Here is a 23171-nt window from a genome sequence, read left to right on the forward strand (position 1 = left end):
CCGTGGCGGCCGTTCGTTCGGTGACCGTGAGCGTGGCGGGTTCAACCGTGACGACCGCGGTGACCGTGGCGGCCGTTCCTTCGGTGACCGTGAGCGCGGCGGGTTCAACCGTGACGACCGTGGCGGCCGTTCGTTCGGTGACCGTGAGCGCGGTGGCTTCAACCGCGATGACCGTGGCGGCCGTTCGTTCGGTGACCGTGAGCGTGGCGGGTTCAACCGTGACGACCGCGGTGACCGTGGCGGCCGTTCCTTCGGTGACCGTGAGCGCGGTGGCTTCAACCGTGACGACCGTGGCGGCCGTTCGTTCGGCGACCGTCCGGCGCGTCCGTTCGGTGACCGGGACCGTGGCCAGGCCGGTGGCGGCAGCCGTCCGTTCGTGCGGCGTGACGACCACCGCACCGGTGGCCGTCCGCAGGGTGGCGGCTTCAACCGCGACGACCGCGGTGGCCGTCCGTTCGGCGACCGGGACCGCGGCGAGCGCGGCGGCTTCAACCGTGACGACCGCGGCGGCTTCAACGGTGGCGGCGACCGCAAGCCGCGCTGGAAGAACTGACGCGCCGCAGGCCGGCTGATCCGGGCCCGTTCCACTTCGGTGGGGCGGGCCCGTCCGCGTTCCCGGGGGGGTGTGGCCGGGCAGGAGCGAAAATCGCTGGTGGGGACGGGAGTTGGGGATTAGCGTGCCCGGTGTGAGCAGCAGGCAGCGGGCGGTGGCCACGCAGAACGAGGAGATCGCGGACCGGGGCGAGTACCGGAGCCCGGCCGGCGCGGTGGTGCGGATCGCCGCGGAGCTGGCCGAGGCCCGGGCCGGGACGGTGTCGTACCCGGCGGACGCGGAGTTCGGGCCCGGCCCGGGGCCCGTCCGCGTTCCCGGCGCGGTGGTCGAGGTGACCGGCGAGGGCAGCATGCAGGCGGCCCGGCGGCTGGTCGCGGACGGCGGGCGGAGCGTCGCGGTGCTGAACTTCGCGTCCGCGCGCAACCCCGGCGGCGGCTACCTGCGCGGGGCGAAGGCCCAGGAGGAGGACGTCTGCCGCTCCTCGCTGCTGTACCGCTGCCTGCTGGAGGCCCCCGACTACTACGAGGCGCACCGGGCCTCCACCGACCTGCGCTACAGCCACCGGGTGATCTGGTCGCCGGGCGTGCCGGTGATCCGGGACGACCGCGGCGAACTGCTGGAGCGCACCCACCGGGTCGGCTTCCTCACCTCGCCCGCGCCCAACGCGGGCCAGCTGGCGCTGCGTTCGCCCGGCCGTCCGCTCGGCCTCGGCCCGCTGCTGGCCGAACGGGCCGGACGGGTGCTGGCCGCCGCCGCCCGGCACGGCGTCCGCGAACTGGTGCTGGGCGCCTGGGGCTGCGGGGTGTTCCGCAACGACCCGGCGGAGGTGGCGGACGCCTTCGGGCGGGCCCTGGACGAGTGGGGCGCGGCCTTCGACCGGGTGGTGTTCGCGGTCTGGGACCGCAGCGTCCCCTCCGCGAACCGGACGGCGTTCGAGGAACGCTTCGGCCGCTGAGGGATGCCGCCGGTGGGCGGTGCTGTCGTCGGGTGGTGCTGTCGTCGGTCGGTGCCGCCGGACCTCAGTCGCCGGTGGCCAGCGCGGAGGCCGCGGCCACCACGCCCGTCACCGTCAGGACGGCCGGCCAGGCGCCGATCTTCTTCGCCAGCGGGTGCGAGCCGCCGAACGCGGCCAGGTACAGCGTGGTCAGCCCCGCCGCGGCCGGCACCCCCGAACGCCGCCCCCAGCGGACCGCGGCCGTCGCCCCGGCCGCCGCCAGCACGGCACCGCCCCACTCCCGGCGCCCACTGAACCGGGCGGTCGCGTACCCGCCGACCAGCCCGGTGGCGGCGACGGCGGCGGTGGCGGGGAAACGTGCCATGGGACGGGCTCCTTCACGACTTCGGGACTTCGGGACTTCACGTCTTCGGGACTTCGGGACTTCGGGACTTCGTGCCACCACGCCCGTCCGACGACGGGCGGGGCGGGCCGGGCGCGCCGGTGGACGCACCGGTGGACGTGCGGGTGGACGTGCGGGTGGGCGCACCGCCCACGGTAACGCTCCTAACGAGCAGCCCCCCGCCCGGGGAACGGCGGCCGGAGCAGCCGGGTGGCGGCGCGTGGTGCGCGGGCGCGTGGTGCGCGGGCGTGCGGTGCGCGGGCGTGCGGTGGGCCGTCAGGACGGTCCCAGGGTGCGGAGAGTGGCGAGGTCGGCGTCGGTGGCGCCGTGGTCGCGGAGGTAGGCGGCGAGGGAGCCGTGGCGGGTGGTGGCGTGGGTGAGGGCGGCGTGCAGGTGGGCGGCTTCGACGGGGCGGGAGAGTCGTTCGACCCCGGCGGCGTCGAGGTAGGGGACGGGGCCGAGGTCGAGGCCGAGGCCGGCGTTGGAGCGGAGGAAGTCGGTGGTGACGGCGTCGAGCGGGAGGCCGGCCAGGGTCTGCAGGACGGCGACGGTCAGGCCGGTGCGGTCCTTGCCGACGGCGCAGTGGACCAGCAGCGGGGCGCCGGTGGCCAGCGCGCGGACGGCGGCGGCGACGGCGATGCCGCCGGTCTCGGCCATGAACGGGTAGAGCGCGGACTGGTCCTCGGGCCACGCCCGGTCGGTGGTGGCCGGGTCGGGCAGCATCGGCAGGTGGAGGTAGGTGGCGCCGTCGGGCAGCCGGTCCGGGTACAGGGCGACCTCGGCGGCGCTGCGCAGGTCCAGGACGGTGCGGATGCCGAGTTCGGTGAGGCGCCGCAGGCCCTCGTCGGTGAGGTGGTGGAGGGTGGCCGAGCGGTAGAGCAGCCCGGGGCGGTAGACGCCGGACCCGGCGTCGCGGAGGTTGGGGACGTCGGGGATGTCGAGGAAGGGCGCGGCGGCGATCTCGGTCTCGGTCATGCGTTCCACCGTAGGGGCAGGGGCGGACGCCGGGCCGGGGCGTTCACCGAACCGGTACCGGGAGCCGTGGAGCCGGAACCGCGCGTCCGGTGGCGGGAGTTGTGGGAGTGGTAGGAGTCGCGGGAGCCCGGTGGTCGGTGGTCGGTGGTCGGCGGCCGGTGGTGGGCGGCCGGTGGTGGGTGGTGGTGTGGCGGTCAGCGGCCGCCGGCGGCGTCCAGGAAGGCGCCGGTGATGTACGAGGCGGCGGGGGAGAGCAGGTACAGGATCGCTTCGGCGATCTCCTCGGGCTGCCCGCCGCGCCCCATCGGGAGGTTCGGGCCGACCCGGTCGACCCGGCCGGGTTCGCCGCCGAGGGCGTGGATGCCGGTGTGGATCAGGCCGGGGCGGACGGCGTTGACCCGGATGCCCTCGGCCGCGACCTCCAGCGCCAGGCCGGTGGTCATCGAGTCCAGCGCGCCCTTGGACGCCGCGTAGTCGACGTACTCGTTCGGCGAGCCGAGCCGGGACGCCGCCGAGCCGACGTTGACGATCGCCCCGCCCCGGCCGCCGTACCGGGTGGACATCCGGCGCACCGCGGCCGCCGCGCACAGGAACGGGCCGGTGATGTTGGCCGCCCAGATCCGGTTCAGCCGGTCCTCGTCGAGCTCGTCCAGCCGGCACTGCCGCTCCAGCGTGCCGGCGTTGTTCACCAGCGCGGTGAGGGTGCCGAGTTCGCGGTCGACGGTGTCGAACAGCTCGGTCACCCCGGCGGTGTGCGAGACGTCCGCGCGGACGGCGAGCGCGGTGCCGCCCGCGGCCCGGATCCGCTCCACCACGGCCTCCGCCGAGCCCTGGTCGCTGCGGTAGTTGACGCACACCCGGTAGCCGCGTCCGGCGGCGAGCAGCGCGGTGGCCGCCCCGATGCCGCGACCGCCGCCGGTGACCACCAGCACCTCGTCCAGCACCTCGTCCAGCACCTCGTCCTGCGCCATGCCGACCGCGCCTCCGTCCTTCGTCCCGCGTCCCGCGTCCTTCGTTCACGACAGGTGTCGCCGCCGACGCTATCCCATCGGGTGAAACCCCTTTGCGGGCCGTGCGGTCGGGCGCCGAGCATCGCTGCCATGGACCTCTCCGTCTCCCCCCACGGCCCGCTGCGGGCCGAACGGCCGGACCCGGCCGCGTACCTCGCCGCCGACCGGGTCGTCGACCACGACCACCCCGCGATCGTCCGGCTCGCCGCCGAACTGCGGCGGGCGGACCCGGTGCGGACGGCCGAGGCGGTGTTCGGGTACGTCCGCGACCGGATCGACCACTCGGCGGACGTCGGCCACTGGTCGGCCGCCTACCGGGCCTCCGACGTGCTCGCCGCGGGCAACGCGATCTGCCACGGCAAGTCGCACCTGCTGGCCGCGCTGCTGCGCGCCAACGGCATCCCGGCCGGTCTGTGCTACCAGAAGCTGGAAGTGCTGCACGGGCTCAACGGCGTACTGCTGCCCGGCAGTTCGTGGTGGGTCCGGCTGGACGGCCGGGGCAACCGGAACGGCGCGGACGGGCACTTCGCCACCACCCCCGCCGAGGAGCGCCCCGCCTGGCCCAGCGACCCGGCGCTCGGCGAGCACCACTACACCACCGTCCACGCGACCCCGCCGCCCGCCCTGCTGGAGGGCCTGCGCCGGGGCGTGCCGGGGTCGGTCGGCTACGGCCACCTGCCGCTCGAACTACCGGACGGGGACTGAGGGTTCGTCCCGCGCCCTCCTTCCCCTCGGGCCGAGCGGCGAGTCGGCCGGTCGGTCTGTACGCCGGGTTCTGTCTCCCCGCGCGATCGCCCCGGCGGAAATCGTTGGCCGGGGCCGGGCGGCGCGGGCGAGACTGGGGGTCGGACCGGGCCGCACCCGCCCGTACCCACTTCCGCCCGTACCCACTTCCGTCCGCGACCGCCGGGGAGGCGTCCGCCCGTGAACGTCCTGCTCTCCGGCATCGTCGGTTCCACCGCGTACGGCCTGGCGCACGCCGGGTCCGACCTCGACCGGCTCGGCCTGTTCGCCGCGCCCACCACCGCCTTCCACGGCCTGCACCGGCCCGCCGAGTCGCACGTCACCACCCGGCCCGACCGCACCCTGCACGAGGCCGCCAAGTGGTGCCGCCTGGCCCTCAACGGCAACCCGACGGCCACCGAACTCGTCTGGCTGCCGGAGGAGTTGTACGAGGTGCGGACGCCGCTCGGCGAGGAGCTGATCGGCCTGCGGACGTCCTTCCTCTCCGGCCCGGCGGTCCGCGGCGCCTACCTGGGCTACGCCGACCAGCAGTTCCGCAAGCTCACCGCCCGCGACCGCACCGACCCGGCCGGCCGGGCCCGGGCCGCCAAGCACGCCCGGCACCTGGTCCGGCTGGTCCGCCAGGGCGTGACCCTGCACGAGACCGGCCACCTGGAGATCCGGCTCCCCGACCCCGAACGGGTCCGTGCCCTCGGCGAGCGCTACGCCGACCGCCCCGAGGAGGCCACCACCCTCCTCGCCGACGCCGCCGCCCGCTTCGACCGCCCCGGCGTGCTCCCCGCCGCCCCCGACGAACGCCCCGCCGAAGCCTGGCTCCACCGCGTCCGCGCCGCCCACCTCCCCCCACCCCCGCCCGCACGACCCGCCCGGCAATCCGCTGGCCCTCCCCCACCGAGCACCAGGTAGGATCACCCCGGCAGGCGCTGTCCCCCGGGTCCACGCCTGCTGCGGGCCGCTAGCTCAATTGGCAGAGCTGCGGACTTTTAATCCGTAGGTTCAGGGTTCGAACCCCTGGCGGCCCACTCGAGCTGAGGCCAGGTCAGACACATTCTGGCCTGGCCTTTTTTCGTGTCTGGAGCGGTTCGGGGGCTGTTCGCGCCTCTCGGGATGGCGCCCGGAATGACCGAATTGCGGGCCAGTGCGGGGACGACGCCCCCGAATCGCCCCCGCAGACCCCCTTTCCGCCCACGTCCATCCCCGTCCAGCCGGGCCCACGCGCGGGTCCGGACATCACTCCCCGTGAGGCCGGTCAGGTGCCGGCGGCGGGGGCGACTTCGGGGCCGTGTTGGCGGGTGCCCCAACCGGTGCGCAGGCAGGTGGCGGTGGCGTACCAGCGGGCCGGACGCAGGACCGTCCAGGACCAGGCGAGTGCGAGCGGGGTCAGTGCCCAGGTGCCGAGCTGGGAGCGCAGGGACTGGTCGGAGCGGTGGACGGTGAGGTAGCGCAGGGTCTGGCCGGAGACGATCAGCAGTGGCACCGCCAGCAGGGCCGGTGGCAGTGGCGTCCCGGTGTCCAGGGAGCGGATCAGCAGCAAGGCGGCTGCGGCGGTGGCGGCCAGGTGCTGGTACCAGCGCAGCACCTGGGCGAGGAAGGCGGGGTGGCGCAGCGGCAGGTAGCGCACCCGCCACAGCGAGCGGATGGTGGAGCCGCGCATCCACCGGGCGTACTGGCGCAGGTGGTGGCCGAGGCGCTCCGGCATCACGGAGAAGACGATCGCCGAGGGCTGCTGCACCACCCGGCCCCGGCGCAAGGCGTAGAAGGTGAGCATCGAGTCGTCGGAGAAGGTGACCGGGTGGCCGGCGAACGTCTCCGCGACGTAGGTGTCGCGGTGGTCGGTCAGCAGCTCGGCCCGGTAGGCGGCCAGGGAGCCCGAGCAGACCATCACCGCGCCCAGCGGGGACAGCGCGGAGCGGTCGACCAACTGGTTGGTGACGTACCACAGGTCGGTGATCCGGCTGATCAGCCCGCCCCGGTTGTTGTGGGCCACCACGACCCCGGCGACGGCCTGCACCCGCGGGTCGGCGAGCGGCTGGAGGAGTTCGTGGAGGGCGTGCGGGTCGAGGTGGGCGTCGGAGTCGACGGTGACCAGGACCTGCGCGCCGGGGCAGTGCGCGGCGGCGGCGACCTGGGCGCGGCGCTTGCCGGCGTTGGCCTGCCGCTGCCAGGTGGCGCGCACCCCCGCGTCCCGCGCCGCGCGCAGCCACCGCCGCCGCACCGCGGTGTAGTCGACCGTGGAGCCGTCGTCGACGACGTGCACGGACTGCGGACGGCGGGACTGGGCCAGCAGGGACGCCAGCGCCGGTCCCAGGTAGCCGGGGTCCTCGTTGAACACCGGCACCAGGACGGCCACCTCCAGCCCGTCCAGCCCGGCCTGCTGCGCCGCGGTGGCCTTCGCCGGCCGCTCCGCCAGGTACAGGCCGGTCTGCAGCACCAGGGCGGCCGCCAGCGGTGCCCACAGCCACTGCGTCCACCAGCCCTCGGCGCCCAGCGCGGTGCTCCAGGCCCGCAGTCCGTACGCGGCCAGCACCCCCGCGGCTGCCAGCAGCCCCACCACCGCGGCGAGCAGCGCCGCGGGCCGGCGCCGCCGCGCCGTCAGCGGGCCGGGGCGTTCCGGTCCGGGCTCACTGTTCACGGCGGAACCCGATCCGCACGCACAGGACTCCGCCCGCGATCAGCGCGGCCGCGGCCGCGGCCATCCACCACCCGGCCAGGGTGAGACCGCCGATCACCAGTACGCCCGCACCGGTCTGCGCCAACTGGTTGTGGTACATCGCACGCCTCGCAACAGGGGAAGGGGAAGAACTCGCTGCTTCCCCATCGTCACCGAGCGCCGCCGCTGACGCAGCGTCAGTGATCGAAACGGGTGAGGGGCCCGCCGCCGACCTGCGCGGCACTCTGCGGGAGCACTTCTCCCTCCGCTCGGCGCGCGCTGCCGCCGCACCGGCACTACCGGCGACGACCGCGTCACCGCCCGGAGCGCTCGCGCCGACCCGGCTCCGCTGACCGAGCAGGAGATTGCCGTCGGCCGCGGGGCTGCCCTGCTCGGCCGCCCCCATGCCCTCGCCCTCGATGGCGTCGCCGACCTCGTGCACGCCCTGCTCGCCGAACTCGACCTCCCCCCAGCCGTAACCGGCTCGCGCCGGCGCCGTCCGACCGACGGCCCGCCGCTACGGCGTGACCATCGGGAAGTTCGGGTCGAACTCGTCCAGCAGCGCCCAGTACTCCTCCAGCAGCCGGCCGTCCCCGTCCCGCTCCACCGCCTTCGCTGCCGCGGTCTGCCCGAGCAGCACCCCGGCCAGCGCCGCCTTCGGCCCGGACACCGTCAGCCCCGCCTGCGGGGAAGCGCCCCTGCGGGCGTTCAGGACGCCGTGGCGCACCCGCATCGCCCAGGTCTCCTCCGGGTCGGTGAACCGGAAGTCGATCCGCAGGTCCGCGTCGGCCGCCCGCTCGCCCACCACGTGCACGGCGGCGAAGTCGAACAGCAGGTCCACTGGCATGGCGAGCACCGTGTCCGCGCTGGCGCTGGCGAACCGGGCGGGCTGGACGCCCGCGCGCAGCTCCTTGGCCGCGGTCAGGTAGATGCCGCGCCACTGCGGACCCTCCGCCTGGTAGCCGAGCTGCTCGTACGCGTCGGCCTGCAGCTCGCGGGCCTCGCGGTGCTCGGGGTCGGCGAACACCAGGCTGTGCAGCAGCTGCGCCGCCCACCGGTAGTCGCCCGTCTCGAACGCCCGTCGGCCCTCGGCCAGCACTCGCTCCGAGCCGATCAGTTCGACGTACCGGCGGGCGGTCTCCACCGGCGGGTGCGGGTGCAGCGAGACCGGGTCGCCGTCCCACATCCCCAGTTCCTTGTGGAACACCGCCCGCACGTTGTGGTGGAGCGTGCCGTGGTAGCCCCGGTTGTGCCAGCGCCGGCCCAGCGCCTCGGGCAGCTCGACCTCCTCGGCGGCCTCCAGCGGCGTGGCGCCCTTGTTGGCTAGCCGCAGTGCCTGGTCGTGGATGAACTTGTACGTGTCGCGCTGCGACTCCAGCAGGTCGACGACCGCCTCGTTGCCCCACACCGGCCAGGTGTGCGGCCCGTAGTGCACCTGCGCCTGCCCGCCCCAGCGCTCCAGGGTCTCGTCCAGGTAGCGGGCGAAGTTGCGGGCGTCGCGGGTGCGGGCGCCGCGCAGCATCTGGATGTTGTGCAGTGCGTGGTTGGCGTTCTCCGCACAGGTCAGGGCCCCCAGTTCGGGGATCCAGATGTGCATCTCCTCGGGTGCCTCGGTGTCCGGCGCGTACAGGAACTCGAACTCCAGCCCGCCCAGTTCGCGCTTCTCCCCGGTGCGGGTGATGCCGTCGGTCGGCGACAGGTAGGAGATCGTCGCGCCGAGCGCCGAGGTGATGCCGATGCCGCAGGTGACGTGCCCGCGCGGGTCGAGGTCCAGCAGGCTGCCGAAGGCGTACGAAGCGCGCCGCGACATCGCGTTGCCCGCGATCACGTTCTCACCCAGCGCGTACTTGTCGAACGAGGCGATCGTGCCCGGCGCGACGATCGGCACCCTTCCGGACGCCACCTGCTCGGTCGTCACCACCCCCTTCACGCCGCCGTAGTGGTCGATGTGGGTGTGGGTGTAGACCACCGCCGCCACCGGCTTGTCGCTGACGTGCTCGCGGATCATCGCCATGCCCTGGGTGGCCGCTTCCACCGAGGCCATCGCGTCGATCACCACCAGCCCGGTGGGGCCCTCCACCACCGTCAGGTTGGCGATGTCGTTGTTGCGCACCTGGTAGACGCCGTCCACCACCCGGTACAGCCCGCCCTTGCGGATCACCTGCGACTGCCGCCACAGGCTCGGGTTCACCGTGTCAGGCGCCTCGGCGTCCAGGTAGTCGAACGCCGCCGGATCGAAGATCGGCTTTCCGTCCCGCCCATACAGCTTGTCCGGCAACGGTGCGATCAGGCCGCGGTCCGCGTCCGCGAAGTCCCGCCGGTCCTCCGTCGCGTAGCGTTGAGTGGCGGACCGGTTGGCGGCGGCGGTCCGAGGCGTGGCGGGCTTCGGCTGGTAGGACATGCGTCTCCCTCGCGCTCGGATGTCCGGGCGGGCACAGCCCCGTCCCGCACGTTGTGCACCAGCCTCCGGACAAGGTCCGGAGCCGGCATCCCCACTCCCCTGAACGGACGACGCGGGCCGGCTGCCGGAGACAACGGCAGCGGGGCGCTCCGGTTTCGTCGTGCTGTGGCACGCCCGGCTGCCCCTTCCCGTGCGTGCCGAGGCGAGCGACTGCCGGGACAGGGGCGGGCATGGCGTGAAACCGCGGTTGTGGAGCGGCCGGGGGGCGGGGCGCCGCGGGCCTCGCGAGTACCCGCCCAGGAGTACGAAGAGCACCGCCATGATCCGACGTCCTCTGCGCCGCCTCTCGCTCCTCCCCACGGCCGCTCTCGTCGACGCGACGTACGCCGGCATGCCGAGCGCCACCTACAGCCCCGGCCTCGCCTCCGCCACCAGCGGCGACACCATCACCGACACCCTGTCCTGTGACTCGATCTCCACCCCCACTTACGGCACCAAGACCCTGCATTGGAACACCGGCACCGCCAGCACCTTCGCCCCGTCCAGCCGGGGCCACGCACGGGCCTGGAGCTCGCTGCCCGTGAGGCCAGCGGTCCGGGAGACCGCTCCCGGTCGGGCCGGTTCCGGGCCCCCGGGCGGTCACATAAGGACGGAGGCGCGGCCCTTCCAGCGGTTCTCGTCGCGGCGGTCGCGCAGGGCCGAGAAGACCCAGGGGGCGAGCCGGGGTGCCGGCACGGCGGCGACCTGCTCGGTGGGGTGGAGCAGCCCGCGGGCGCACCGTTCGGCGGTCCAGACGGTGACCTGGGCGTGGGGGCTGGCGGGGTTGACGCCGATCTCGCCCTTGGGGCCGCACGTCGCGTTGTAGGGCAGGGAGGTGCGCCGGCGGTTCCAGTACGCCCATGCTTCGGCGGCCTTCTCCTGTTCGAAGAGGTGGTAGAGCTGCGGGTAGCGGTCCAGGAGGCGGACTTCGCGGAAGAGGAGCTGGCCGAGTAGTGGGGCGGCCGCGGTGCGCAGGTCGTCGGCGTGCGCGCCGGTGAAGGTGAAGGCGGTGGCGTCGGCGGCCGGGGTGAGGGCGGTGGCGGTGAGGCGGTGGGCGAGGCGGTCGCGGACGAAGGCGGCGGCCCCCGCGGAGAGGCCCGGTTCGATGCCGTCGATCAGGTCGAGGAGGCGTTGGTGGCCGGGGCGGAAGCGGCCGACGTCGAAGAGGGTGCCCATGCCGTTGACGGCGGTGAAGGCGAGCTGCTTGTAGAGGTGGTTGTTCATCTCGCCGAGTTCGGCGAAGTTCTTCGTCGCGGTGCTGGTGGAGTGGAGCATGAGGTACTCGGCGACGGTCTCGAAGTAGAGGTAGCCGAGGTAGGGCATGACCGGGACGGCGGCGGCCAGCTGGTCGAGGAACGGCCCGGCGTCGGAGCGGGTGTGGCCGGCGTCGGGGCGGGTGCGGCCGGTGGCGGTGGCGAGCATCAGGTCCAGCAGGGGTGCGGCGGCGTGCACCCGGTCGGTGACGGACCGGGTGACCTGGTGGTCCTCGGCGGGGGTGAGGGCGTGGCGGTGGCGGTCGAAGGCGCGCAGGTGGACGGGGCCCAGGCGCAGGTAGTCCAGGCCGGCACCGGGGGCCGGGTGGTCGGGGGAGACCTGGATGACCAGGGGGGTGCTGTCGCGTCGGCTGTCGAGGTCGGGGCGGGTGTCGAGGAGGTGGGTGCCGAGGTTGTGGGGGCGCAGCGCGCCGCCGGGCAGTTCGGTGAGCGGGGCGCCGTAGACGGCGGCGGCGAGGCAGCCGGTGGAGGCAAGCAGGTGGCCGCTGGTGCGGATGGCGTCCAGGGAGCGGGTGAGGTGCAGCAGGTGCATCGGGCGGCCGGTGGCCAGGGTGGTGAGCATGGCGTTGCCGTCGGGCCGCAGCAGGTGCCCGCCCGGGGTGTGCTGGAGGCGCTGCTGCCACTGGTCGGGGGTGGCGGTGAGGCCGGCGGGCAACTGCTCGGTGGGGGCGTCGAGGGGGGTGTGGGCGAGGTCCCAGTCCGGGTGCACGGGTGTCTCCTACTCGGGTTGCAGGGCGCGGAGCGCCAGGTGGAGGGCGTGGGTGTCGCTCGCGCCGTCGAGGCGGGCCTGTTCGGTGCCCACGACCAGGTCGTGGGCGAGGAGCGGGGCCCAGGCGGGGACCTGGAGGCGCAGCAGGTGCAGGTCGGGCCACCAGCGGGTGGCGGGCAGGCGGTAGCGGTCGAGGGCGTCGGCGGCCTTGAGCAGGTCGACGGCCGTGCGGTGCCGGTGGTAGGCGGTGTGCTGCTCGGGGGTGAAGGCGTGGTGGGGGATGTCGTGGAGGGCGACGGCGGTGACCGCCTCGGGGCTGGGGGTGCGACCGAAGGCCGAAGCGACGTCCGCGCTGTTGCGGGTGAGCCAGTGGGCGGCGCGCTGGCCGTGGCCGGGGTCGGTGCGGTCGTTGTGGCGGCGGCAGTCGTGGCAGGCCGCCGCGGCGGCGAGCGCGAGCGCCCGGTCGGGGATCAGGCCGTGGCCGGCGGCGAGGAACTGGACGAGGACGGCGACGCGGGCGCCGTGCAGGACGCCGTGCAGGGAGGTCGCGGTCTCCGGCCGGGCGAACCAGGACGGATCCGGTACCAGCGGGGTCGCGGGGTGTGGCAGTCTGGGCCGCGCACCCGGACCGCCCAGCCGCTGGCCGGCGATCCACGCGAGGGTCGGCCGGTCCATCACCTGGTGGTCGGGCAGGCGGCCCGCGGCCGCCAACTCGTGCAGTGGTGGCCGGTCGTCGCCGGAGGGTGCGGGTGGAGAGTTCATCGAGTCCTCGAAGGGTCGGGTCGGACATGGGCGTCGCGTTGGGCGTGGTGGTGCTGACGATGGGGAACCGGCCCGCGGAGCTGGTGGCGCTGCTGGAGTCGGTGCGGGCGCAGGAGGGCTCGGAGTCCGGGGTGCGCACGGTCGTGCTCGGCCAGGGCGTCGAACTGCCGCCGCTGCCGCAGTGGGTGGACGCGGTGGAGCTGCCGGAGAACCTGGGCATCCCGGGCGGCCGCAACGCCGGCGTGCAGCGGCTGCGCGAACTCGGCGGCACCGACGTGCTGGTGGTGCTGGACGACGACGGGCTGCTGCCGCGCACCGACACCTTCCGGCTGATCCGGGAGGCCTTCGAGCAGGACCCGAAGCTGGGCATCGTCTCGTTCCGGATCGCGGACGAGACCGGCTTCACCCAGCGCCGCCACGTCCCCCGCCTGGGCACGTCCGACCCGATGCAGTCCGGGCCGGTGACGACGTTCCTCGGCGGCGGCCACGCCATCCGGATGTCCGTGATCGACCAGGTCGGGCTGTTCCCCGCCGAGTTCTTCTACGCGCACGAGGAGACCGACTTCGCCTGGCGCGCGCTGGACGCCGGCTGGGGCATCGACTACCGCGCCGACCTGGTGCTCCAGCACCCGCGCACCGACCCCGCCCGGCACGCCGCCTACTACCGGATGACCGCCCGCAACCGGGTCTGGCTGGCCAAGCGCCACCTCCCCGCACCCCTGGTGCCGGTCTACCTCGCCTCCTGGATCGGCTACACCCTGCTGCGCCGCCCGCCACTGGCCGGACTGAAGGCGTGGTGGGGCGGGTTCTTCGAGGGGGTGCGGGTGGCGTGCCCGCCGCGCCGGCCGATGCGGTGGAGCACGGTGCGGCGGATGGCGCAGCTGGGCCGGCCGCCGATCTTCTGACGGCCAGGCCCAGCCGAGCCCAGCCGGGTCAGCCAGGCCCGACCGAGCCCAGCCGGGTCAGCCGAGCCCAGCCGGGGCGGGTTCAGGCGGCCAGGGCGGTCGGGGGCTCGCCGGCGGTGAACCAGTCCGGGATCGCCCCGGGGGTGGAGCGCAGCCAGGTGACGTACCGGTCGATGCCCTCGGCGAGGCCGATGGCGGGCGTCCAGCCGAGGAGTTCGGCGGCCAGGCGGGTGTCGGCGTAACCGCCGAGCGGGTCCCCGGCGGGCATCGGGGCGTGTTCGAAGCGGGCGCCGGGGTAGTGGGCGGCGATCAGCTCGCCGATGCGGCGCACCATGGTCGGCACGCCGGTGCCGACGTTGACCGTCCGGCCCGCCATCCGCTCGGCGACCAGGGCGAGGATCGTGGCGCGGGCGATGTCCTCGACGTGCACCATGTCCCGCACCTGCGTGCCGCCGCCGTTGAGCCGGATCGGGCGGCCGGTGTGCGCGGACATGGCCATCCACGGCACCATCCACGAGTGCGAGCCGGGCTTGGGGACCTGCGGCTCCCCGTAGACGGAGAAGTACCGGACGATCGCGTGCTCGGGCCCGCTGGAGCCGTCCAGCATCAGCCGGGTCTGCTGCTCGCCCCACGCCTTGGTGTTGGCGTAGACGGAGATCGGGTCGAGCGGCTGCGCCTCGGTGAAGACCGCCGGGCCGTCGGCGGTGGTGCCGCCGTGGCCGTAGACGGACGCGGAGGAGACGAACACCAGCCGCTTCACCGCCGATCCGGCGACGGCGTCCAGGACGCTCTGGGTGCCGGCCAGGTTGCTGGCGAACGCGGTGCGCGGGTGGCGGGTGCAGGCGGCGACGTCCGCGTACGCGGCGGCGTGGATCACGTAGTCGCAGCGCTCGACGAGGGAGCGCACCGTGGCGCGCTCCCGCACGTCGCCGAGCACGACCTCGGCCGCGTTCAGGTCCACGCCGAAGCGCTCGCGCACCGGGTGCGGGTAGGCGTCGAACCGGTCCAGGACCAGCGGGCGGGCCCCGGCAGCGGCGAGCTGGGCGACGACGCGGCTGCCGACCAGGCCACCGCCCCCGGTCACCAGCACCGCCGCGCCCGCGAGCTGTCCGATCACAGCTGACTGAGTGTCAATCATGTTGATCTGCACCTCTGTTCGGAGTCGGATGGATGCCTGAAAGTGAAGCCTCCGGGGCCCGGGCGGCGGTACCGTGTTCGCTCCCCCTCCTGGTTAATCCCGTTCATGATCGACTCGCGGTCGTCCCAGGGAGCGAAGTGAACTCGAACGCTGCACCGAACCGGCATCTGGCGGCCGTCCTGGAGGAGGCCGGATGGACCTACGAAGCCCTGGCCAGAGCGGTGCGGGCCGTCGCCGCCGAGTCCCGGGTCGAACTGCGCACCTCGAAGGCGGCCGTCCACCACTGGGTCGTCAACGGGACCAGGCCGGCGGGCCGAACACCGCTCTACATCGCCGAAGCGCTCGGCCGCAGGCTCCGGCGCGCCGTGACGCTGGCCGAGATCGGTCTAGGCTCCGGACCTGTCGAGGACACCGCCCGGGTGCTGCCCCTCGATCCCCTCGCCGCCGCCGCCGACCTCGGAAGGCTCATCATGCTGCGCCGCCGCGACTTCCTCGCCACCACCTTCTCCGCCGCCGCGGTCGGCCTGCCGCTGGTCTACGACCACCAGGCCGCCGCGGCCGCGCTCAGCGCCGCCGCCGACAGCCGCCGGATCGGGCCCGGCGAGATCGCCGTCGTCCGGCAGTTCACCGAGATGTTCCGCACCGCCGACGAACGCCTCGGCGGCGGCCACGGCCTGGTCGCCATCACCTCCTACCTCACCGACGTCGTCACCCCGATGCTCAAGGGCACCTTCCCCGACAGCGCCGTCCGCACCGAGGCGTTCGGCGCCGCCGCCGAACTCGCCACCTTGATCGGCTGGAAACTCCACGACCACGGCAGCGACGGCGCGGCCCAGCGGTTCTACCTCCTCGCCTACCAGCTAGCCTGCGAGGCCGACCCGGCGGGCCGCGCCGCCTGGGCGATGCGCGCCCTCACCCACCAGGCCCTCGACCTCGGCCACCCCGCCGGCACCGCCGCGCTCGCCGACGCCGCCCTCGACCGCGCCCGCGGGCGTGTCGACCCCAACACCGAGGCCCTGCTGCTCATCACCGCCGCCCGCGCCAACGGTGCCTCCGGCAACCGTGCCGCCGCTGCGAAGCTGATCCTCGCCGCCGAGAACGCGATGCTCGCCGCCACCGAACCGCCCCCCGCCTACGCCGCCGCCTCCGGACCCGTCGCCGCCACCGTCGCCTCCCACACCGGCAAGACCCTGACCGCGATGAAGGACCACGCCGCCGCCGAACGCCACTACCGCGCCGCCGTCCGGTACCGGGTACCCGGTACCTACCAGCGGGGCCGCGCCCTCACCCTGGCCAACCTCGCCAAGACCGTCGCCGCCCAGCACCGCCACGAGGAAGCCGTCACCCTCTGGGCACAGTCCCTGGACCTCATGGACGGCATCGCCTCCGACCGCACCACCAAGGAACTCGACACCATGCGCTCCGCGCTGCGCCTGTACACCGGCCGCCGCATCCGCGGGGCAGCAGAGCTGAACCGTCGTGCGGCCGGACTCCAACGCGCAAACCGAGTGGTTCGGACAGTCGCTTTCGGCGACGAGTGAGTCCCGGGGGCTGGGGCGGAGGGGCGGGCCCTGTCGGCGATCGTCGGGCGGAAGGCACCCGGCGGGTCGTCATACGCGTCATACGGCGGATCGACGCGGTGATCGCCGCAGCGGAGGCGGAGGCCGCCGAGCTGTCCCCGCTGCCTGATGTCGCCGATGAAGCCCTTACGGAGGAGCACCGGGAGGTCGCGGAGGCCCCATGGAGCTGGTCTACGGCGCGGATGCTCCTGCGGCCCGTCCGGGCAATGGCGCGTGACCGTGCGGGTGCCGGTCTACGACACCGGCATGCTCATCGCGCTCGCTGGCCGGAAGCCCAAGGCGGTACGGCTGCACGCCGGCCTCAAGGACACACCGCATCGCGCAGTCGTGCTCGGGCCGGTGCCGGCCCAGGTGGGGCGGCCCGGTCCCCGCCACTGTGCACGCCACGGCCGCGGCCCTCAAGGACTGCACGGTGCCACGGGTGCGGAGCGCGGGCCCGGCGATGCGCCCCGCCACTGCTGGACAGACGGCCTGCATCGTGTGGGCGACCGGCCCGGATCCGGCGGAGCGGCAGCGTATCGGTAGCGCGCTTGCTGTGGTGGAGTCGCCTCCGAAGAAGGGGCCGGAGGCCGTGGATGCCTCGGTCGCGCTGACTGCGGTCCGACACGGCAGCGCTGTCGTTCTCACCAGTGACCCGGCTGACCTCACGGCTCGCCCGAAGGCGTTGGACGCCCAGGACGTCCGTGTGGCCCAGATCTGATCCCGGGATCGGACCGGAACAGCAGGGGGAACGCGTCAGCTCCTCCGGCCGCCCGTATGCTCCGATCCGCCCCGTCCGTACGAGAGGAAGGATCACCCCGTGGAGTTCGTCAGCCCCGGGCCCACGAGCAAGGGCCCCCGGGAGCGTTTCAACGGTGATGTCTGGTTCGACGCCATCCGGGTCGGCCAGGAGCCGTCCCGTCTGTGCGCCAGCATGGTCCGCTTCGCTCCCGGTGCTCGCACCGCCTGGCACCACCACGCCGTCGGGCAGACCCTCCACGTCGTCGCCGGCGTCGCTCTGATCGGTACGCGTGACGGCACCGTCTTCGAAGCCCACCCCGGTGAGACCGTCACCTGCCCGCCCGGCGAGGAGCACTGGCACGGTGCCGCTCCCGACCGTTTCATGCAGCACCTCGCCCTGTGGGACGCCACCGCCCCCGGCGACGACCGGCCCGAGATCACCTGGCTCGAACACGTCACTGACGAGCAGTACGGCGCCGAACGCACCCGCAGCTGCTGACCGCGAGGGCGCCGTCGGTCCCGTCGTCGTCCGTTCTGAGCCGTTGTCCGGCTCCTTCCGGCCGGCACCGCGCTGCGGGGGAAGGCGGTTGACGGGGCATCAGTCCACGGCGGTGGCGGGCCGGGGCGGTGGCGGGGGCGGATCGGCCGGACACAACTTTTTCACGACGGCTTCGTGTGCGGGCGCTAGGCTGGCGGGTCGAAACGTTATCTCAGTGCGATGCGATCCGGGGGGCGCTGAACCGTGATCAAGAACGACTCAGCTCTACGGCAGGTGGCACGCGTCATGACGACGGTGGCCGAGCCGCCGGTGGCGGCCCCGCGGGCCGATGACGACTGGGTGGTCGACGTCGAGCAGTTCGAGCCGAGAACGAGCGTACTGCTGGCGGATCACGACCCGATCTCGCGCCGGGTGCTCGGGACGGTGCTGCGGGACGCCGCGCAACTGGACTACCTGCGGTGCGTGGACAGCCACCGGCCGATCCACGAGTGGTCCCGGCTGGCGCTGGCCGACGTGGTGGTGCTGGTGGTCGGCCCGCAGGACGAACCCTGGTCGGTGGTGCGGCAGTTGGTCGGGTGCCAGGTCAAGGTGCTGCTGATCGGCACGGACTGGAGCCGGTGGCGGGTGGACGCGGCGTTCGCCGCCGGGGCCACCGGGTGCCTGGTCAAGGACACCGAGATCGCCCGGCTGGCCAGTGCGACCCGGGCGGTGGCGTCCGGGCACGTGGTGCTCTCCCCGCAGGTGCTCGCGCAGGTGCTGGAGACCCGGCGGCTGTCCTCGGTCGGGTCGCCGTCCGGCCCGGCGCCGGGGGAGCCGCGACCGCCCGGGACGGAGAACCCGGACCGGCTGCTGCGCTGCCTCACCAAGCGCGAGCGCGAGGTGCTGGAGCTGCTGGCCGACGGCCGGTCCACGGCGGAGGCGGCCGGGGTGCTGAAGCTCTCCGCGGCCACCGTGAAGAGCCACGTCTCGCACGCGCTGGCGAAGTTGGGAGTGCGCAACCGGCTGGAGGCGGTGCTGCTGATGCAGCGCGGCCGGGCGGCCCGGCAGGCACGGTTGCAGGCCCCGCCGGACCGGGCGCAGGGTGCCTGACGGCGGTCCTGCGCACGGTCCGGACGGGGCCGCCCGGGACGAGGCCGGGGAGACTGTCCCGGGGTTTCGGGGCCGTGTCGGGCACGGCGGGTGGGTGAGGAGGGTAGGGAGGGCGAGGCGGGTACGGCGGGTACGGGCGGCCGAGGCGCGTACGGCGGGCGTTCGGCCGGCGGTGCCGCGCGGTCCGCGCCGCGCCGCGGGGCGTCAGGCCGTGGCGAGCGGGCGGCCGACCGACTTGCCGGGGGCCAGCGGCGCCGCGAGCAGCGAGGCGACCGCGACGGCGATCCAGACCACCGTCCAGGAGGACACCCCGAGCAGCAGCGGGATGAGCATCGGGGTGACGAAGGCGCCGGTGAACGCGGTGGTGTTCTCCAGGCCCAGTGCGGTGCCCGCGCGTTCGGCCCCGGCCATGGCGGCGATCTCGGTGTAGGCGACGCCGTGCCAGGCGTTGGCGACCATGCCGCCGATGGCGAGGGCGGCGGCGGTCCAGAAGGTCGGGGCGTGGGCGAGGACGGCCGCACCGGCCATCAGGACGCCCGCGATCACGCCGACCGCCCGGACGTAGCTGCGGCGGTTCTTGTTCCGGTCGGTGTAGCGGCCGCTCCAGACCCGGATGGCCGCGCCGCCGATCTGCGCGGTCAGGATGGTCGCGCTGGCGGCGAACAGACCCGCGTGCTTGGCGTCGTGCAGGAAGACGCCCGCGAAGGAGAGCACGGCGATCTGCGGCATCGTCAGCAGCGCGCTGGCCAGGGCGAGCCGCCAGCAGTCCCAGCGGACCAGCGGCGAGCGGGTGTCCTGCGGGGCGTCGGCCCGGGCGGCGGCGCCCCCGGCGGCCGGGAGGTCCTCGGGGGAGTGCAGCCAGCGCCAGGTGGCGGCGGCGGTGACGAAGCAGAACAGCGCGAGCACGCCGTAGACCGGGCGGAAGCCGTAGGAGGAGGCGAGCCAGGGCAGCAGCGCGGCGCCGATCGCGCCGCCGGCCGGGATCGCGGTCTGCCGGATGCTCATCGCGAAGCCGCGTTCGCCGTCGCGGAACCAGATCATCACGGCGCGGCCGGAGGAGCCGTTGACGCTGCCGCCGAGCAGGCCGACCAGCAGCAGGCCCGCCGCGAGCAGCCCGATGGCCGGGACCGAGCCGCCGCCGGGCACCACGAAGACCGCCATCAGGGCCAGCACGGCGCCGGTGGAGAGCAGACCGGTCAGCAGGATCTTCCGGTCGCCGAACCGGTCGGTCAGCAGGCCCCAGAAGATCTCGGAGACCGCGACGCCGAGCAGGGTGGCGCCGAGGACGAAGCCGAGCTGGCCGGTGGTCAGGTGGTAGTCCGCCCGCATGGTGGTACCGGTGACCGGGATGCCCGCGAAGCTGGCGGAGAAGCTGGCCTGGGCGGCGACGCCGAGGCCGAGCACGGTCCAGCGGTGCTTGGGGCCGAAGCGGGACGGCGGTGCGGCGCCGGATTCCCCTCGGTCGGTAGCCGTAGGGACGACGGTCACAGGAACTCCTCGGAACTCGGATGTCGGGGGTGGCCGGCGGCCCGCCGAGGCTGCGTCGGGGGCGGGCCGCCGGCCGGTGGTGGTGCCGTCAGACCGGCTGGACGGGCTGCTCCCACACCACCAGGGCGATGCAGCCGTTGGCGCTGCGCGGGGCGTGGACGCTGTCCGGCTTCATCACCAGCAGGCTGTTCGCCGGGTAGACGCCCTCGTCGGTCTCCAGCTGGCCGCTGCAGATGTAGATCAGCTCGTAGCCCGGGTGGCGGTGCGGCTTGGCCGCGGCGCCCGGCAGGTAGCGGACGATCGCGGCGGCCGGGCCGGTGGGGCCGGTCTGCTCGGTGGTGTAGAGGCGGTGGATCTCGGCGCCCACCCGGCCGTCGGTGAGCAGCGGCTCGAACTCCAGCTCCTGGAAGTCGAACCTGCCGCCGGCCAGCTCGGTGAACAGCACCGGCAGGCACTCGGCCAGCCCGTTCTCGGCCACGGCGCTGTCGGCGAGGGCGTTGTCGGTCATCTGCGCGGTCTCCTGGTGAAGTCGTTGGCTGCGGGAGGGAACTGACTGCCCATCAGGTGCGGTCGGACGGGACCGGACGGGACCGGACGGGATCGGACGGGACCGGGTGCGATCGGACGGGACCGGGCGGGCTCGGACGGGAGCGGGCGCGATCAGGTGCCGTCGCCGACCCGGCCGGGCACGCCGTCGATCCAGCGGTCGGTGTGCCGGTCGGCGGCGGCCTGGTCGCGGAAGGCGTAGGACTTGAGCAGCCAGCGGCGGCGGGCGGCCTCGGGGTCGTTGATCTCCATCTTGTCCCGGCTGTGCAGGCCGTCCTGGTTGGCGAAGGTGAACAGGTCGCCGGTGAGGATGCGGTGCCGGGTCTTGTCCGCGCGGACCAGCGCGTTCTTCAGGGCCAGCAGGGCGACGATGGCCTGCGGCGGGGCGTCGGGGGTGACGGTCGTGGTGGTGTCGAGGTAGCGGAAGCTGTGCTCGTTCTCCAGGACCGCGTGCACGTCCGAGACGGACAGGGCGCCGTTGTTGTCGCGGGAGAGCACGTCGTACGGGGTGATGAAGTACGGCTGCCGCAGCACGTCCTGCTGCTCCTGGGTGAGGTTCGCCAGCAGCTTCCGGCCCTCGACGAAGCCGGTGTAGATGTAGTCGCGGTCGGGGCAGCGCATGCCGAGCAGGGAGATGTAGTCGGCGCGGACCGGGTGCGCGGTGCGGTCGTTGTGGAAGACCAGCTCGCTGTCGCTGAAGCCGGTCTGCAGGCCGCTGTAGCGGTTGATGGCGATCACGTCGACGAAGAAGTCGCCGTTGAAGCGGGTGCCGTAGGAGAGCAGCGGCGTGCGCACCAGGTGGCCGAACAGCGCCAGGAACGCCTCGGAGACGAAGGTGGTCTTCTTCGCGTGCTTGTCCGCGATCGGGTCGTCCAGGTCGAGCTCGGGTATCTCCCGGTCGAGCGGGCAGTTGCGCAGGACGTGGGCGACCGCGGTGCCGGATTCCCGGTCGAGCCGGATGCGCTCGCAGACCTCGGTGAAGAAGGCCGGCACCTCGCCGCGGTCGATCAGGTCGTGCACTGCGGCGGAGAAGGCGAGATAGTCGCGGTACGGCTGCTTGTCGACGGTGGCCAGGACCGCGAACAGCTCCTCGCGTTCGGCGTCGGTCATCGTGTACAGCGGTTGCATTGCGGTCTCTCCCTCTGGACGAATCTTTTTGGGCGCGTGGGACCGTGCGCGCTGCCAGTCTCGCCCGGCCCCGCGCGCGGGGAATCGGCCGGACGGCGGAGTCCGCCGAACTCGCCTCCGCCATCGCGGTGGTCGGAACTCCACTTAAGTTGAGTCGGCGCGCATTCCACCCCGAAAGGGGTGGTGCAAAGGCGCATTTCGACTCTTACCCCGGGCGATACCCGGGGGGTACGGTGACGGGTGTCCCGGGCACCCGCGGCTGGACCCAGCGGAAAACTGTGGTGCTCAAGGGGATTCGGATACTGTCGGTGCGCCGAAGGGCGGGCCGAAAAACGCCGGTCGCCAGGGACATCGTCACCCCTGGCCCGGTCCCGGCGCGCACATCCCGTGCGCCGCGCAGGCGCAGGGGATACCCCTCCCTGCCGGCGGCAGGGAACTCCCGACACCGGCCGATCCCGTTGTCGGACAGACGAAGGAGCACACGTGGTAGCACAGGGCAAGACGGGCAGGTCCCGGCCCGCTCGGGGGAAGGCGGCCGACAGCAGGGCCCGCGACCCCGAGATGGTTCAACTCCTCACCCCCGAGGGCGAACGGGTCGAGGACCCCCGGTACTCGGTGGACCTGTCGGCGGAGGAACTGCGCGGACTGTACCGGGACATGACGATGACCCGGCGGTTCGACACCGAAGCGGTCACCTTGCAGCGCCAGGGCGAACTGGGCCTGTGGGCCCCGATGCTCGGCCAGGAGGCCGCCCAGATCGGCTCGGGCCGGGCGACCCGGCCGGACGACTACGTCTTCCCCTGCTACCGCGAGCACGGCGTGGCCTGGACCCGCGGCGTCGACCCGCTGAACCTGCTCGGGATGTTCCGCGGCGTGAACCACGGCGGCTGGGACCCGAACGAGAACAACTTCCACCTCTACACCATCGTGATCGGCCCCCCGCTGCTGCACGCCACCGGCTACGCGATGGGCATCGCGAAGGAGGGCGCGGATGCCGCGGTGCTCTCCTACTTCGGCGACGGCGCCTCCAGCCAGGGCGACGTGGCCGAGGCCTTCACCTTCGCCTCGGTCTACAACGCCCCGATCGTGTTCTTCTGCCAGAACAACCAGTGGGCGATCTCCACCCCCACCGAGAAGCAGACCCGCACGCCGATCTACCGGCGCGCCGCGGGCTGGGACTTCGAGGGCGTCCGGGTGGACGGCAACGACGTGCTGGCCTGCCTCGCGGTCACCAGGGCCGCGCTGGAGCGGGCCCGCTCCGGCCAGGGCCCGATGCTGATCGAGGCGTTCACCTTCCGGATGGGGCCGCACGCCACCTCCGACGACCCCACCCGCTACCGGGAGAGCTCGCTGCGGCAGGAGTGGGAGGCCAAGGACCCGATCCGCCGCCTGCGCACCTACCTCACCACCAGCGGCCAGGCCGACGAGGAGTACTTCGCGCAGGTCGACCGGGAGGCCGAGGAGCTGGCCGCGCGGGTCCGCGAGGGCGTCCGCGGCATGCCCGACCCGGACGCCGACGCGATCTTCGCGCACGTCTACGCCGGACCGCACGCCCTCGTCGACGAGGAGCGGACCGAATTCGCCGCGTACCAGGCCGCGTTCGAGGAGGGGAACTGAAGTGACC

General features: G+C 73.8%; 20 protein-coding genes, 1 tRNA gene and 1 pseudogene. 10 read left to right on the top strand and 12 right to left on the bottom strand.

The window, feature by feature from the left end; translation table 11 throughout:
- Together ACIQVD_RS23840 and ACIQVD_RS23845 are read left to right on the top strand one after the other, a co-directional pair.
- Positions 1–553, top strand: a pseudogene (locus tag ACIQVD_RS23840) (RNA helicase); the annotation flags it as partial.
- Between the two features lie 133 nt (positions 554–686).
- Positions 687–1508: a TIGR02452 family protein gene (locus ACIQVD_RS23845; protein ID WP_400691775.1), complete on the top strand. Its 822-nt coding sequence runs from the start codon at positions 687–689 to the stop codon at positions 1506–1508.
- A gap of 64 nt (positions 1509–1572) precedes the next feature.
- Here ACIQVD_RS23845 and ACIQVD_RS23850 read toward each other — a convergent pair whose 3' ends face one another.
- From ACIQVD_RS23850 to ACIQVD_RS23860, 3 genes are all read right to left on the bottom strand, one after another.
- Entirely contained in the window at positions 1573–1872 is a 300-nt protein-coding gene (locus ACIQVD_RS23850) for a hypothetical protein (RefSeq protein ID WP_111555079.1), read from the bottom strand.
- A 294-nt stretch (positions 1873–2166) separates the two neighbouring features.
- Positions 2167–2865, bottom strand: a complete 699-nt coding sequence (locus ACIQVD_RS23855) for a tyrosine-protein phosphatase (RefSeq protein ID WP_400691781.1) — start codon at positions 2863–2865, stop codon at positions 2167–2169.
- Positions 2866–3059: 194 nt separating this feature from the next.
- Positions 3060–3806 (bottom strand): SDR family oxidoreductase, encoded by a 747-nt coding sequence (locus ACIQVD_RS23860; protein WP_400691801.1) that lies wholly within the window; start codon positions 3804–3806, stop codon positions 3060–3062.
- A gap of 159 nt (positions 3807–3965) precedes the next feature.
- Here ACIQVD_RS23860 and ACIQVD_RS23865 point away from each other — a divergent pair, with 159 nt between their 5' ends.
- The 3 genes from ACIQVD_RS23865 to ACIQVD_RS23875 all read left to right on the top strand — a co-directional run bounded on the left by ACIQVD_RS23865 (position 3966) and on the right by ACIQVD_RS23875 (position 5641).
- Positions 3966–4580 (top strand): transglutaminase family protein, encoded by a 615-nt coding sequence (locus tag ACIQVD_RS23865; protein WP_402291630.1) that lies wholly within the window; start codon positions 3966–3968, stop codon positions 4578–4580.
- Between the two features lie 219 nt (positions 4581–4799).
- Complete coding sequence (locus ACIQVD_RS23870; RefSeq protein ID WP_402291631.1) at positions 4800–5525, top strand: DNA polymerase beta superfamily protein; 726 nt, start codon at positions 4800–4802, stop codon at positions 5523–5525.
- A gap of 43 nt (positions 5526–5568) precedes the next feature.
- Positions 5569–5641 (top strand) — tRNA-Lys (locus ACIQVD_RS23875).
- A 227-nt stretch (positions 5642–5868) separates the two neighbouring features.
- Here ACIQVD_RS23875 and ACIQVD_RS23880 read toward each other — a convergent pair.
- From ACIQVD_RS23880 to ACIQVD_RS23900, 5 genes are all read right to left on the bottom strand, one after another.
- Positions 5869–7251 carry a glycosyltransferase family 2 protein gene (locus ACIQVD_RS23880; protein WP_402291632.1) on the bottom strand — a complete coding sequence of 461 codons (1383 nt, stop codon included), beginning with the start codon at positions 7249–7251 and terminating at the stop codon, positions 5869–5871.
- A complete protein-coding gene (locus tag ACIQVD_RS23885; protein WP_402291633.1) occupies positions 7241–7390 on the bottom strand; it encodes a hypothetical protein in 150 nt (49 codons plus the stop codon). The genes ACIQVD_RS23880 and ACIQVD_RS23885 overlap by 11 nt, the downstream gene beginning before the upstream one ends.
- A 396-nt stretch (positions 7391–7786) precedes the next feature.
- Positions 7787–9670: an alkyl/aryl-sulfatase gene (locus ACIQVD_RS23890; protein ID WP_402291634.1), complete on the bottom strand. Its 1884-nt coding sequence runs from the start codon at positions 9668–9670 to the stop codon at positions 7787–7789.
- 639 nt (positions 9671–10309) lie between these two features.
- Positions 10310–11692, bottom strand: a complete 1383-nt coding sequence (locus ACIQVD_RS23895) for a hypothetical protein (protein WP_402291635.1) — start codon at positions 11690–11692, stop codon at positions 10310–10312.
- A gap of 9 nt (positions 11693–11701) precedes the next feature.
- Positions 11702–12454, bottom strand: coding sequence for a hypothetical protein (locus tag ACIQVD_RS23900; RefSeq protein ID WP_402291636.1), 753 nt, complete (start codon positions 12452–12454; stop codon positions 11702–11704).
- Between the two features lie 26 nt (positions 12455–12480).
- Between ACIQVD_RS23900 and ACIQVD_RS23905 the strand changes: the two genes are divergently transcribed.
- A complete protein-coding gene (locus ACIQVD_RS23905) occupies positions 12481–13359 on the top strand; it encodes a glycosyltransferase family 2 protein (RefSeq protein WP_402291637.1) in 879 nt (292 codons plus the stop codon).
- 82 nt (positions 13360–13441) lie between these two features.
- Here the strand turns inward: ACIQVD_RS23905 and ACIQVD_RS23910 are convergent, their stop codons facing one another.
- Positions 13442–14497, bottom strand: a complete 1056-nt coding sequence (locus ACIQVD_RS23910; protein WP_402291638.1) for an NAD-dependent epimerase/dehydratase family protein — start codon at positions 14495–14497, stop codon at positions 13442–13444.
- Positions 14498–14634: 137 nt separating this feature from the next.
- Here ACIQVD_RS23910 and ACIQVD_RS23915 point away from each other — a divergent pair, with 137 nt between their 5' ends.
- From ACIQVD_RS23915 to ACIQVD_RS23925, 3 genes are all read left to right on the top strand, one after another.
- The gene (locus tag ACIQVD_RS23915; RefSeq protein WP_402291639.1) at positions 14635–16038 is read left to right on the top strand and encodes a tetratricopeptide repeat protein; all 1404 of its coding nucleotides are present in this window, start codon (positions 14635–14637) and stop codon (positions 16036–16038) included.
- Between the two features lie 838 nt (positions 16039–16876).
- Positions 16877–17296, top strand: coding sequence for a cupin domain-containing protein (locus ACIQVD_RS23920; protein ID WP_402291640.1), 420 nt, complete (start codon positions 16877–16879; stop codon positions 17294–17296).
- Between the two features lie 285 nt (positions 17297–17581).
- On the top strand, positions 17582–18385 hold the full coding sequence (locus tag ACIQVD_RS23925) for a response regulator transcription factor (RefSeq protein WP_100836957.1): 804 nt from the start codon (positions 17582–17584) through the stop codon (positions 18383–18385).
- A 204-nt stretch (positions 18386–18589) separates the two neighbouring features.
- Here ACIQVD_RS23925 and ACIQVD_RS23930 read toward each other — a convergent pair whose 3' ends face one another.
- The 3 genes from ACIQVD_RS23930 to ACIQVD_RS23940 form a co-directional block, all read right to left on the bottom strand.
- A complete protein-coding gene (locus tag ACIQVD_RS23930) occupies positions 18590–19873 on the bottom strand; it encodes an MFS transporter (RefSeq protein WP_400692033.1) in 1284 nt (427 codons plus the stop codon).
- Between the two features lie 88 nt (positions 19874–19961).
- The gene (locus ACIQVD_RS23935) at positions 19962–20381 is read right to left on the bottom strand and encodes a cupin domain-containing protein (protein ID WP_400692030.1); all 420 of its coding nucleotides are present in this window, start codon (positions 20379–20381) and stop codon (positions 19962–19964) included.
- Between the two features lie 152 nt (positions 20382–20533).
- On the bottom strand, positions 20534–21547 hold the full coding sequence (locus tag ACIQVD_RS23940) for a taurine catabolism dioxygenase TauD (RefSeq protein WP_400692027.1): 1014 nt from the start codon (positions 21545–21547) through the stop codon (positions 20534–20536).
- A gap of 483 nt (positions 21548–22030) precedes the next feature.
- Here ACIQVD_RS23940 and pdhA point away from each other — a divergent pair, with 483 nt between their 5' ends.
- Positions 22031–23164 carry a pyruvate dehydrogenase (acetyl-transferring) E1 component subunit alpha gene (gene pdhA, locus ACIQVD_RS23945; RefSeq protein WP_400692025.1) on the top strand — a complete coding sequence of 378 codons (1134 nt, stop codon included), beginning with the start codon at positions 22031–22033 and terminating at the stop codon, positions 23162–23164.
- Positions 23165–23171 lie beyond the last annotated feature (7 nt).

Origin of the sequence: Kitasatospora sp. NPDC090308 (assembly GCF_044769485.1) — a bacterium.
Taxonomy (GTDB): domain Bacteria; phylum Actinomycetota; class Actinomycetes; order Streptomycetales; family Streptomycetaceae; genus Kitasatospora; species Kitasatospora fiedleri.

Coding starts and splice junctions, on each gene's coding strand:
- ACIQVD_RS23885 (WP_402291633.1), bottom strand. CDS start 7,390: ATGTACCACAACCAGTTGGCGCAGACCGGTGCGGGCGTACTGGTGATC.
- ACIQVD_RS23940 (WP_400692027.1), bottom strand. CDS start 21,547: ATGCAACCGCTGTACACGATGACCGACGCCGAACGCGAGGAGCTGTTC.
- ACIQVD_RS23890 (WP_402291634.1), bottom strand. CDS start 9,670: ATGTCCTACCAGCCGAAGCCCGCCACGCCTCGGACCGCCGCCGCCAAC.
- ACIQVD_RS23925 (WP_100836957.1), top strand. CDS start 17,582: ATGACGACGGTGGCCGAGCCGCCGGTGGCGGCCCCGCGGGCCGATGAC.
- ACIQVD_RS23935 (WP_400692030.1), bottom strand. CDS start 20,381: ATGACCGACAACGCCCTCGCCGACAGCGCCGTGGCCGAGAACGGGCTG.
- ACIQVD_RS23865 (WP_402291630.1), top strand. CDS start 3,966: ATGGACCTCTCCGTCTCCCCCCACGGCCCGCTGCGGGCCGAACGGCCG.
- ACIQVD_RS23855 (WP_400691781.1), bottom strand. CDS start 2,865: ATGACCGAGACCGAGATCGCCGCCGCGCCCTTCCTCGACATCCCCGAC.
- ACIQVD_RS23900 (WP_402291636.1), bottom strand. CDS start 12,454: ATGAACTCTCCACCCGCACCCTCCGGCGACGACCGGCCACCACTGCAC.
- ACIQVD_RS23850 (WP_111555079.1), bottom strand. CDS start 1,872: ATGGCACGTTTCCCCGCCACCGCCGCCGTCGCCGCCACCGGGCTGGTC.
- ACIQVD_RS23910 (WP_402291638.1), bottom strand. CDS start 14,497: ATGATTGACACTCAGTCAGCTGTGATCGGACAGCTCGCGGGCGCGGCG.
- ACIQVD_RS23905 (WP_402291637.1), top strand. CDS start 12,481: ATGGGCGTCGCGTTGGGCGTGGTGGTGCTGACGATGGGGAACCGGCCC.